8 protein-coding genes are annotated in these 11895 nt (G+C 36.4%); 1 reads left to right on the plus strand and 7 read right to left on the minus strand.

Going from position 1 to position 11895, the window contains the following annotated elements:
- Positions 1–231: 231 nt before the first annotated feature.
- Positions 232–2286, minus strand: a complete 2055-nt coding sequence (locus M3212_RS21175) for a DUF4357 domain-containing protein (RefSeq protein WP_251195905.1) — start codon at positions 2284–2286, stop codon at positions 232–234.
- 273 nt (positions 2287–2559) lie between these two features.
- Between M3212_RS21175 and M3212_RS21180 the strand changes: the two genes are divergently transcribed.
- A complete protein-coding gene (locus tag M3212_RS21180) occupies positions 2560–3063 on the plus strand; it encodes a hypothetical protein (protein ID WP_251195906.1) in 504 nt (167 codons plus the stop codon).
- 139 nt (positions 3064–3202) lie between these two features.
- On the opposite strand, the gene M3212_RS21185 is transcribed toward M3212_RS21180, so the two are convergent.
- The 6 genes from M3212_RS21185 to M3212_RS21210 form a co-directional block, all read right to left on the minus strand.
- Entirely contained in the window at positions 3203–3928 is a 726-nt protein-coding gene (locus tag M3212_RS21185) for a SprT family zinc-dependent metalloprotease (protein ID WP_251195907.1), read from the minus strand.
- A gap of 14 nt (positions 3929–3942) precedes the next feature.
- On the minus strand, positions 3943–7050 hold the full coding sequence (locus tag M3212_RS21190; RefSeq protein ID WP_251195908.1) for a type I restriction endonuclease subunit R: 3108 nt from the start codon (positions 7048–7050) through the stop codon (positions 3943–3945).
- Positions 7051–7096: 46 nt separating this feature from the next.
- Positions 7097–8221, minus strand: a complete 1125-nt coding sequence (locus M3212_RS21195) for a restriction endonuclease subunit S (RefSeq protein ID WP_251195909.1) — start codon at positions 8219–8221, stop codon at positions 7097–7099.
- Between the two features lie 28 nt (positions 8222–8249).
- Entirely contained in the window at positions 8250–9239 is a 990-nt protein-coding gene (locus M3212_RS21200; protein WP_251195910.1) for a virulence RhuM family protein, read from the minus strand.
- Positions 9240–9352: 113 nt separating this feature from the next.
- Positions 9353–10882, minus strand: a complete 1530-nt coding sequence (locus M3212_RS21205) for a type I restriction-modification system subunit M (protein WP_251195911.1) — start codon at positions 10880–10882, stop codon at positions 9353–9355.
- Positions 10879–11475, minus strand: coding sequence for a restriction endonuclease subunit S (locus M3212_RS21210; protein ID WP_251195912.1), 597 nt, complete (start codon positions 11473–11475; stop codon positions 10879–10881). The genes M3212_RS21205 and M3212_RS21210 overlap by 4 nt, the downstream gene beginning before the upstream one ends.
- Positions 11476–11895 lie beyond the last annotated feature (420 nt).

An 11895-nucleotide genomic window follows, 5' to 3' on the forward strand; every position in this document is an offset into this window, starting at 1 on the left:
ACTGAGACTCATCCGGATTTAATCTATTCTTTGTACGCATAAATAAACACCAACCAATATAGTTTATACGTCTATTATAACGCACTTTTGCGATTGGTGTTGTTTATTCCGTCTAAGTTTTTTTTCGGATTTTATGGCTTTTTGAACAAGCTCTAATAAAACATAGGGACGATTATCCTGCTCCATCAGTAAAATAAATCAAGATATTCGTCCCTCAACACCTAACCCCTTTTACTCATGATCCCTTAACAGCTCTCCACTTGCTGTCTTCCATTCCGTTAATCCATTAGCACTACGCCCCATAACCAAAGCTGCAGCAGTTGATGCACTTGAAAAAATGTAATCTTCTACAAGTTGTAATCCTCCGCTTTCTTTAGCTACTAACAAGCCTTTCTCTATTAGGTCTTCCCTTAAATCTACATACCCTTGTTGAAAAGAATCGCTGACCGGATCAGCAAACAATGAACTTTTTAATACTTTAAATCCGCTTGGCACTGAGATTCCAGTTGCATTTGCTCCCCTAGCCGCATTTATAAAATACTTTTTATATAAATATCTTTCATTTGAATTATTGTTCTTGTCCTCATTGTTAGGTGTACTACTGTTATTTGTTACATTAAGATCCCATGCTTGCCTCAATAGGTTAATCAAATTCTTTTGTCTTGCTTCGAGAACCTCAGGCGTCCATTCATTTTCTTGAACTACTTGAGTAGTTAACGCAAAAGTCGTAACTCCATTCTTGGGTTGGAAATATGATGTTTTCTTTTTATTAAAATCATAGTTTCGAGCTTGAGAATTTTTGGATCGAGTTAATAGAACTAAATTACCCAGTTTATGCACATACTCAGATGGATCAGAGAAATTTACCAACCAATCACTACCCTCTTTAGGTGTTTGTGGAAGGACGTGCTCAACAGTAATAACGGAATGATCATAGAAAGGTTGTCCTTTTGTTAGTAATGAGTCTAGGCGTAGCAGTACGTATCTCCTTACAGTATCTTTTAACCCTGTATACACATCGCCATTTAATTTTTCCAAAACAGCCTTTTTGTCATCATCTGATACCTTTAATAAAGATTCTTCAGAAAACACATTGACTCCTTTTTCCATTTGCCTTAGTATCTGTGAGTACTTGGACATTCGCCAATTGAAGTTTTTCCGCAGCACCATGCTGATTCCCGCAAACTGTTCTAGTAAACTTAAAAACTCTTCCAGTTTTTCGTTATATTCTTGAATATAATACATTGCCACAGGAATCCAGTCATTGTTATCAATCCGATTAAGCAAGCTTAATACTTTTATTATCTTTGGCTGATGACTGTAAAAAGATCGATAATCAATGAGTTTTAGATAAATTTCACTATACGGAATTAATATATCATCAATGAAGTATTTCCCGGTTACTTTAGAGAAGATATCCTCGTATTCATCTTTATAATTTGCACTACCTTTTCTTTTTTGGATTATCATCCTGATATGATCAAACAACTTGTTGAATCTATCGCGTCCCAATGAGACTTCAACATCTTCCCACTTACTTGTATAGGAATCTTGTTCATTATCAGGGATTGTTCCAATTACGCGTGCTTTAAAAATATCACTTGGGAGTAAATCCAACCCTCGGTCATTTAGAACAGTAAATATGCGAAAAGCCGAATCAAAATTTGGGGTAGAAACGACAACAATAAAACATAAAGTTGCTAATACTAATGGAAGTGTCTTTACTGTATCTTCATCTAACTCATTTAAGCGTTCCATAAAATACATTGCATTATCTCGAATAGCCTTTTGGCTATCCGTCTTGAATCGTGTGTCTTTTGTTACCTTATGTGTCATGCCTTTTTCTTGTATGTACTTTTTTAGGAACTCATCATCTCTTTTACGTAAATGTAGTCGATATGTATCCTGTGTACCTAGTATCTTGCTACCCTTCTGTACCACCATTTGTTCGATATCATTAGCGTAATCATCACTTAGAACGTCACGTAATACAGAAAATAAAATAGTAAGTGTAGTCAATCGTTGTTGGCCATCCAGAATTTCAGATTTTGGGTCATCATTTTTTACTAAAACAATACTCCCTAGAAAATAAGGTTCGTCAACATTACTGACATTATTTTCTGTAATACCATAGTGATTAATAAATTCCAATATATCATCCAAAAGTTCTCCTGCTTCATCTGTTGTCCACGAGTATGGTCGTTGGACAGAAGGAACAGTGAACAAATAATCATCTGAAAATACTTTATGTAAAGGAGTTTCTTGGGCTGTTAACTTTGTTTTCATAAAATCCTCCAATATTCTTTATAATTTATTGATTGTTCCAAAGACCAAATAAAGTACGTTGAAATTGTGTTACCTTTATAATCCCTTTATCTATATCATATCGCTATTATCAATGTGGTCAATATAAATCTAAAGGGATTACTGTATGTAAAGCTTATAGTATCAATGCTGATAGAGCCGAGCAGCAAATTATAGAAGAATTAAAACGAACAGTAACCGAGCCTTATTTCATTGAACAGCTGGTTTTAAGGATGAATGATGAACGACTAGAAGATGAAAAGCCAATTCTTGAGGAAAAGAAGCTACTACAATCTAAGCTTCAATGTAGCTATCGTAATCGAGTTGCTAAAAAGGGATGGTTTTGATTTACAAAAAGTAGCGGATGCTCTTGAAATGAACTATTCTACCTTTACAAAACTGATGCAAGAAGATGATTATGCTTATATTAAACGGGAAAACCAGTATTACAAATTTGTTCGTGATGAGAGTCAGGTTTCCACTATTTCTGACCAAACCGATTCCGAAATGGACTATATTAAGAAGAACTTTTCCCTTTTGAAGAGTTTAATAGAACGATATAAACACAACGGCGACTACATCATTGACAAGCGTATTTTCCGTTCCACCTCTAAAATCTCCAGCAAAAACTTTCGCATGAGTGACGATCTCTACCAAAATTTCATAGCCACTTGCGAGAATGAATTTCCTCATCTGAAAATCCAAGACATAATTGCACAGCTTCTTCTTGATTTCACAGACAAATATTCCAACAAATAAAAATGCACAATAGACAAGGCAGTTCCATTATTAATACTTGATAAAGGACTGCCATATTTACATCCTTTCAATAAAAAAAGACAGCTCTAATCCAATTAGAAACTGCCTTCCCTTCTTATCTTGTTGTGAGTTCGTGTTGTTAAAGTTCTTGGACAATCTCTTCGTCGAGTATGGCTTTCCGTTTTTGCCAGTCAGGCATAAGCGTGAACAGCATGTTGTAGAAGTTATCGCTGTGATCGTTATATTTAAAATGAATCAGCTCATGTAAAACAACATAGTCAATACAATGCTTAGGAGCTTTTATCAGCTCTGTATTAAGAAGGATGGTGTTTTTCTCGATTAATGCTGATCCCCAACGTGCTTTCATTGTTCGAAAGTCCAAAGATGGCTTTCCTACCCCGTATTTCTTCATACTCTCACTCATTTTGTCGAGGGATTCTTGAAATATTTTGAGTGCCTTTTCTCGATACCAGCTATCCATCAGCTTTTCTTTTCGTTGAAAGTTTTGCAGGTCTTTCACATATAAGTAAATAAAACCTCGAAAATACTTGACCATTTCCTCGTCTGTCGTCTTTTCGACACGCAGGCGATATTGCTTTCCTAAATAGCGAAAAGATTCTCCACTTACATATTCCCGTTCATTTCGCTTATGTGGCATGACTTCCTCGAAAGTTTTTACATTCTTAACAATCCATGCCCCTTTGCTCTTCACAAAATCATAGATAAAGTCAAGTGGCACTTTTTCATTCGCTGATACTTGAATCGTCATATCAGGCTTAATGTTTAAATTGATATTTTTAACGTTTTTCCGTTCGATAAAAAAATCAATTCGTTTATTACTGTAGTAGATTTGATGTTTTTCCATGTTGTTCACAACCATTAGTAGCGTCTGATCGCTGTTGTTTTGATTTGTTCAATTACCTTATCAATCGTATCATAGTCCATCTCGACGCCTTGTTCTTTAGAGAAATCGTATAAAAGGTCATCTAAGTCTTGTGCGATGCGATTGTGAATTTGCAGGTTATTGTGCCAATCTACCTTTTGATGTTGTTTAATAATTTCATCCATCTTCAAAGCTAATTCGCCAAGAAGGTCCTCTCCGTAACTTGCAGATGTTTCCTTCGTCTCAGATAATATATCTTTCGTCACGCCGTAAAAAGCTTGTGCATCTTTATTTTCTTTAATGACGCTTGGATAGTCCTCTTTGGATTCACCAGTCCGATAATCATTCATAATATCTTTCATCTTATTTAAGTATTCCGCTTCAGAAATCCGCTTATCCTTATACTCCTGAATCACTTCCTGAATCCGCTCAGAAAACTTCTTATAATAAGCGGGGTTTTCATCCCATTTTGCATGAACACTTTTCGTTAAACGGGTGCGGATTGCATCTGCTTTAGCCCGTTTCGATTCCAAACGCTCCAGTTCCTCTTCAAACTGCTTTTCATTGAGAATATCAACTGGGTTTGTTATACGTATGATTTGTTCAGCAGAAATATATTGATCCATTAGTTTTTGCATTTTCGCTTCATATTCCTTATGATCAATCGTATCCGAATAACGCAACTTTACGCTTTTTCGTAGTTCTTGGAAAAACTTTAAGTCCTTTTTATATGTGGCAAGTTCCTCTGGTTGTAATGCATTATAAATTCGTTCAGATTCCAATGCGATACCAAGGTTGCGGCCAAACTGGCTTAGTGTATCATAAAACGTTTCTCTTTTTTCCTCGTCTTCTAACAATACCTCATACTCTTCTACATCTTGTTTATTTCTAATAGAAGAAAAGAGTTGCAGTAAGTCGGAATGATGCTGACGAAGTGAACCAATCACAGTAATAACATCATGGATTGCACCTTTTAAATCAGATGGATCGAAGTTTTCTAATCCTGCTCCTGAATACATTTGCAAAGCTTCATCCAACTTAGATAAAAGCCCTCGGTAATCAATGATTAAACCGTAGTCTTTACCTTCATACAGACGATTCACCCTGGCAATCGCCTGTAGTAGCGTATGTTCTTTCATTGGCTTATCAATATATAAAATCGAAGCCCTTGGAGCATCAAAACCTGTCAGTAGTTTGTCTACTACAATAAGTAAATCAATATCATCACCATGAATAAACTCATCTTTAATGGCATCTTCATAGTCTTCTGCTGTCCCATACCGATTCATCATTCGTTGCCAAAAACGTTGGATCTTATCATTCGATTCTTCATCTATCGCATCATGACCTTCTCGTTGGTCTGGTGGAGAGATAACGACAGCACAGTTTAAATCGCCCAGCTCTTCAAACGCTTCCAAATAACGAATCGCTTCCATCTTGCTATTGGTAGCAAGCATTGCTTTAAACTGAGAACCTTGTGTTTTGTAATTGCGATAAAAATGTTCATTAATATCAAACGCAATCATACTAATGCGTTGATCGGATGAAGCAATTCGTTCAAAATGGCTCCATTTTTTCATTACTTCGTCTTTCTGCTTATCATTCAAATGACGAGTAATCATCGACAATCGGTTATCAATCGCTACTTTGTTAACCGTTTGATCAACCATTTTCCCTTCATACAACAACGGAACGATTGCACGATCTTTTACGCCATCGGCAATTGTATACTTATGGATGAGTTTACCGAATTTGATCATCGTGCTTTTTTCTTTTTTCATCAGAGGTGTTCCTGTAAAGCCTAAGTAGCAGGCATTTGGGAACACTTTCTTCATTTTAATGTGCAATTCTCCATATTGGGTTCTGTGCGACTCATCGACAAGTACAAAGATATCTTTTGATTCAATTGGCTGTTGTTTTGTTGATGCCGTATCGAATTTATGCACTAATGTCGTGACTATATCAGCATTCCCATCTTCAATCAGCGAAACTAAATGGCTTCCAGATGTGGCTCTACTTGCTTTTAATCTCGTGTGATTAAACGTTTTGTGGATTTGCTTATCCAGTTCTACCCTGTCTGTTACAACAATAATTTTTGGATGGTAGTCATTTAATTCCGATAAAATATAACGAGCAAGCATCACCATTGTGAGCGATTTCCCACTACCTTGCGTGTGCCAGATGACCCCGCTCTGTCGATTACCGTTTTCATCCCGCTCTTGGATTGTATTCAATATCTCTTTGATCGCAAAATATTGCTGATATCGAGTCACCTTTTTTATATCTTTATCAAATAGTGTAAAGAAACACGTCAATTCAAGAAGTCGTTCTGGGTGAAACAAGGAAATGATGTTTTTGTCTTGCATCGTTGGCAATCGGTTCGCAACGGTTTGATCTAACCAATGATCTAACCATTCCTCATGCTCTTCTTTCCACACTGACCAGAACTTCTTCGGTGTTCCACATGTCGCATATTTTGTTTCATTTTTATTTGTTGCCATGACCATCTGCACATACTTAAACAGTTGAGGAACGTAGTCATTTTTTTGATTTCGAATCATTTGGCTAATCCCTTGTTCCATTGAAATTGAAGCCTTTTTACACTCAATGACAGCAAATGGAATCCCATTCACAAATAACACAATATCAGGGCGAACCGTACTTCTGCCGTCTACACGCTCGACAGAATACTCTTCTACGATATGAAACACATTATTTTCAATATTTCCCCAATCAATGAATTGAATGGTGAACGACTTCTTAGAGCCATCGGGCAGAAATTCAGTGTAAGTTCTACCCAACATCAACGTTTCATAAATACTTTCATTTGCCTTCACAAGTCCGTTTGTAAGTGGCTCATCCAAATCACGTATCGCTTGTTGGATATTTGTATCACTGAACTTGTACGTAATACCTTTATACTGATAAGAATTTAACTCTTTCAGTTTCTCTTCCAATACAGTTTTCAGCAAAACGGTATAGAGATTTTCACGCATTGCCTCTGCACGTTCAGCATCTATGTACTCATACCCTAAGCCTTGCAATACCTCAATTGCAGGCTGTTGGCTAATATAACGTTCATCATAATTTTGTGGAATCGACATTTTTCCTCCTCCGTTTTTTTTATAATAAAGGAAAGGAGCAAAGATATTACACCTTTACTCGTATTTTTCCTGTTAGGAGTTGTTGCATAAGACCTTGTTTTTGGTGCTTTATTTCCTTAACCTCTTTTTCAAAGAGTTTTATCTCTTTATCTAAAACATCAAATAAATCACAAATATATTTCTGATAGTTATAATTATTGAATATTCTCACAGGAATGATTGCCATTATATTGTTCATTAATTTGGGGTTTCCATGTCTTACAACATATTTGTCTGTATTTGCTTGCAATATATATGAAAGATACCGAGCATCAATATTATCCTTATTCAGCTTTAAAATACCGCAAACATTTGTACAGTTAAATTTTCCATTCCGATAAAACACTGTACCTGCATTTGCTCCATCTGTAGTCCACGTTATATATTCCCCATCAAAATCATAAGTATTGATACTGCCTATTTTTCCTTCATCTGATGTTTGTGAAGAATATACAGGATATGTGCCAATATTTTTAGCTATCTCTTTTTTACTAATTACTCTCCCTCTGCCTAAGGAACATATCTCTTGTACTTCATATTCCTCCCATTCCCCATCAAACCCAGGCAATCTCACTTCACCCGTCAGCAACTTCTGCATTAACCCTTTTTTCTGCTCTTTTTTCTGCTCGATTAGCTTTTCTTTTAGCTCAATTGCCTTATTCCAAATGGAGAGGATGGAGGCGATTTTTTGTTGTTCTTCAAGCGGTGGCACTGTAAAAATAACCTCTGATACATAATTCCAATCCGCCCTTGGCATTTTTGATCCTGCTGACTTATTAGCGTTTTGAGTAAATTTGTTCGTTTGCACTAAGCAATATAAGTACTCATTTCGTAATTTACCTTCATTCCCTTCCAACACCCAAATTTCAGAAGAGCAGACTCCATGAAAATTAGGTAAGTGGAACTTTTTTAAATATGGTCTTAACTTCCCAAATAACACTGACCCTGGTTTAAATTTATTTTTCACACTCTGTTGTGTTATGCTATCTGTATGTCCCAATAGTCTACCTGTATCACTTTCTAAATGTTCTAACTCGATACAAATAAAATTATCCTTTTCTTTTTTGGGATTATATTTCTCTTTTGATAAAGTTACAACTTCACCAAATTCGTATTTCCGCCAGTTCTTCAAAGTTGCACCCACTTTCAATCTGTAATAACTAAAATCTCTTCTCATCTAAATATTTTTGAAAGTCATCTTCCTTTGGCTCTGCTAATCGCTGTTGATGAAACTCTTCATATTGTTCATTCGCAAATTGCTCCGCTACTTTTGCTCTAATTCTCCCGGCGTTAGTTAGAATTTCATGCTCATTGAACTCTAAAAATGCATCTAATTTTTCTGCCCAGTCCTTCATGTACATCGGCTTCTTCTTTTTCGCTTGTGTTTCTGCGTAATCTAAGTACATTGTTACAATACGGTTTAAATCACTTAATTCTTCTTGTGTTAAATAGTTTTTTGCAACAACGGCATCTTGTTTACGTACTTTGTCGCCTTTCCAGCTTGTTAAACCCATATTTGGTTTGGAAGCGTCTGCTCGCTTCATGATTAATTCGGATGCTGTATGTCCATGAATCGCAAAGTGTAACTTATTCTGAACGGTTGCAAAAAATTCTCTTGCAATAGGTGTACTTGGATCATAATCAATAGATGTTGCATAAATATCTGTGATCTTTTGGTAGAAACGTCTTTCAGAAGCACGTATATCACGTATGCGTTCCAATAATTCATCAAAATAATCCGCACCGATATTCCGCATTTCCTTTAGGCGTTCATCATCCATTGTAAATCCTTTTACCATGTATTCATTTAAACGCTCTGTAGCCCATTGACGGAATTGTGTACCACGATGGGAACGAACACGATAGCCTACTGCAATAATCATTTCAAGATTGTAAAACGCAACCTCTCGCTCCACTTCACGAGAACCTTCAACTTGAACTATTCGGTTTTTCCGAATAGTTGCCTCCTCTGTTAACTCACCTTCAGCATATATATTTTTAATATGCTCGTTAATGGTTGGGACACCCTTTTGAAAAAGCTCCGCCATTGCTTTTTGTGTCATCCAGACCGTTTCCCCTTCCAAACGTACTTGGATTTTTGTATCTCCATTTTCAGTTTGATACATTAAAAAATTCGATTCATTATTCATGTCAACACCTCGTTTCTTTAAAAGTAGAATATGAATAAAGATTAAACACCCTTTGCCAGACCATTTTGCCAACATCAGCAAAATGGTCTAAACCTGTATAGGGGAAGCAAATTCTACAACCCCAACTCCTGCAAATACTTCTCCATCTGTTCTTCCACTTCTGCAAGCTCTTGCTTAATGTTTTGAATATTTTCTTTCACTTGTGCCATATCAACAGGCTCTTCTTCTTCAAATGTGTCCACGTAGCGAGGAATATTCAAGTTATAGTCATTTTCCTTAATTTCATCAATTGTAGCGACGTAAGAGTATTTATCAATTGTTTCCCAGTTGTCATATGTTTCTACAATCTTAGCAATATCCTGTTCTCTTAATTGGTTTTGGTTCTTTCCTTTTTCATAATTGCCTTCCGCTGATGCATCAATAAAAAGCACTTCTTTGCGAGTACGATTCTTTTTGAACACGAGGATGCAAGCAGGGATTCCAGTCCCATAGAACAACCCTTCAGGTAGTCCGATTACAGCATCCAGCAAGTTCATCTCAATAGTTTGTTTGCGAATTTTCCCTTCACTTGCACCTCGGAAAAGAACACCATGCGGTAGAATTGTTGCCATTCTGCCATTTTCCGCCAACGAATAGAGCATGTGCTGAACGAAAGCATAATCTCCTTTTGAACTTGGTGGAACACCCCATTCAAAACGTCTATGCGGATCTAAACTTGCATCCATTTTAAATTTACTGTCCGTATTGCCTTCACCTGCAAAGCCCATTGCCCACTTATCTAATGAAAATGGCGGATTTGCTACGATTGCTTGGAATTTCATCAACTTTCCATCCTCTAAATGAAGTGGATTTGCTAATGTATCACCCCACTCAATTTTTGCATCATCAATCCCATGCAAATACATATTCATCAATGCTAATGAATGTGTTGCCCCGTTGCGTTCTTGACCATAGATGGCTACTTTCTTATTCGGCACTTGGTTTGCGACACGTATAAGAAGAGAGCCAGATCCGCAGGTAGGGTCATAAATACGATCATTTTCTTGAGGTTTGACAAGGCGTGCTAACAATTCTGAAGCCATTGACGGCGTGTAAAATTCTCCACCCTTCTTACCTGCATCTGATGCAAAACGTTCAATCATGTATTGGTAAGCATCACCAATGACATCTTCATTTCCTACGACTGATGGCTTTAATGTCAACTTATTAAAATCCTCTAATAAAGAACGGAGCATTGCATTTCGTTCTTTTGCTTTCCCAAGAATCGCTTCACTGTTAAAGTCAATATTACGGAAAACACCACGAAGCTTTCCTGTATTTTCATTTTCCAGACGCTCCAATGCTTTGTTGATAATTTCACCAATCTCAGCATCATTACGTTTGCTATACAAGTAATCAAATGTAGACTGTTCATCTAACACAAATCGCTCTCTTGATAACGCACGCTGAATGCGTTGTTCATCACCATCATAACGCTTTGTATATTCTTCTAAATGCTCTTTATAAGCATCGCTTAAATACTTGACGAACAGCATTGTCAGTATATAATCTTTATATGTACTGGAATCTACCTTTCCTCTAAATGTATCGGCCGCTTGCCATAGTACACCGTTAATTTGGTCTTTTGTTACTTTTTCGCTCATGATAATTCCTCCTTTAGTTCACCTTTTATCATTTTCTTTGTTAATGCTGTGAACCATTTCTCTTTTTCTTCAATCAGTTGTGAATACAATAGCTTTTCTTTTTGATGCAGATTATAAAGATTCACTATTGCCTGTTGCTTTGTTAATGGGATTCCTACTATCGGGATCGCACTTAATGCTGTTTTATTTGTACTTGGAATACGAGAACCCGCTTGCGAGCGTTCTAACTCCTTTTTAACCTCACCAGTATTCAAGTACCATGCGATATACTCTGGTAAAAACTTATGGGAATCTACTTTAATAATAGCAAAGTATGATGGGACTAACAGACCTGTCGTCGCCTCATTAATGTGAATCGCAGTATGGGGGAAACTTAGCCTGATTAATACATCCCCGATCCCTGTGAAGTGTTGAGGATTTAGTACATCATTACTTTGGAATTCTTCAAATGGCTCATCATTCAATATTCCATCTTCAGTAATATTTTTTAACGTGATTAATCGATAAGTAACTTTCACATCTTTTGGAAACTCCGCCTTTTTCCTCGTTAATACCATACCTGTTTTTATTTCAGCGATATCACCAAGTAACATATTGCACCTCCGTTCATTTGTTAAATCCTTTATTTGAAATATGTTAAATTGAATATATAACAAAATGGATTTTAAATCAACCCTGTTTTTCTCGAAAAAAGAACCTCGTGTATTTCACACAAGGTTCTCTCCCAATTAGCAATATAAAAAGCAATCTGCCATATCCTCTTGCCTTATTCGATAGCTGTCTTCGGTTTCATATACGTCTTCAATCATTATCGGCTGTTGGTGGTGTAACTTTCTTTCTTCCTTAATTATATAGTGATCGGCTTCATATGATATTTCTTTTTTCCCATATTGTTTTTGACACCCTTAAATTACCGAAAGTTGACGGTATTGCCTGTCCAGAATTAGTCGATTATAATGTCCGTATATAATTCGAAACATTTCGACATTTATAATTCTGGGGAAAGGAAAAAG

This window comes from Halalkalibacter oceani, from assembly GCF_023715705.1.
GTDB classification, from domain to species: domain Bacteria; phylum Bacillota; class Bacilli; order Bacillales; family Bacillaceae_D; genus Halalkalibacter; species Halalkalibacter oceani_A.